The sequence below is a fragment of the Streptomyces rhizosphaerihabitans genome (assembly GCF_025399795.1).
Taxonomy (GTDB): Bacteria; Actinomycetota; Actinomycetes; order Streptomycetales; family Streptomycetaceae; genus Streptomyces; species Streptomyces rhizosphaerihabitans.
The window spans coordinates 1-431 of the sequence record NZ_JAODTZ010000194.1 but is presented as its reverse complement, the minus strand read 5'-3'; the positions used below and the strand labels follow the sequence as shown (position 1 = coordinate 431).

1 protein-coding gene is annotated in these 431 nt (G+C 69.1%); it reads right to left on the bottom strand.

Going from position 1 to position 431, the window contains the following annotated elements; genetic code table 11:
* A partial coding sequence (locus N4G66_RS45370) for a sugar phosphate nucleotidyltransferase (RefSeq protein ID WP_261710177.1) occupies positions 1–431 on the bottom strand: 431 nt, incomplete at both ends.

Genomic DNA, 431 nt, shown 5'->3' with positions numbered 1-431 from the left:
TCGGCTACGTAACTGCGGAGCCAGGTCCGGAAGTCCGGGCCCAGGTCTTCACGTTCGCATGCGAGTCTGACAATGGCACGCAGGTAGTCGCCGCGGTCGCCGGTGTCATAGCGGCGGCCCTTGAAGACGACGCCGTGCACGGGGCCGCCGACCTTCTCGTCCTGGGCGAGCTGCTGGAGGGCGTCGGTGAGCTGGATCTCGCCGCCGCGGCCGGGCTCGGTCGTGCGCAGTATGTCGAAGATGTGCGGGTCCAGGACGTAGCGGCCGATGACGGCGTAGTTGCTGGGCGCGTCCGCCGGGTCGGGCTTCTCGACCAGTCCGGTGACCTTGACCAGGTCGCCCTCGTCGGTGGTCTCGACGGCGGCGCATCCGTAGAGGTGGATCTGCTCGGGCGCGACCTCCATGAGCGCGATGACGCTGCCGCCGTGCTG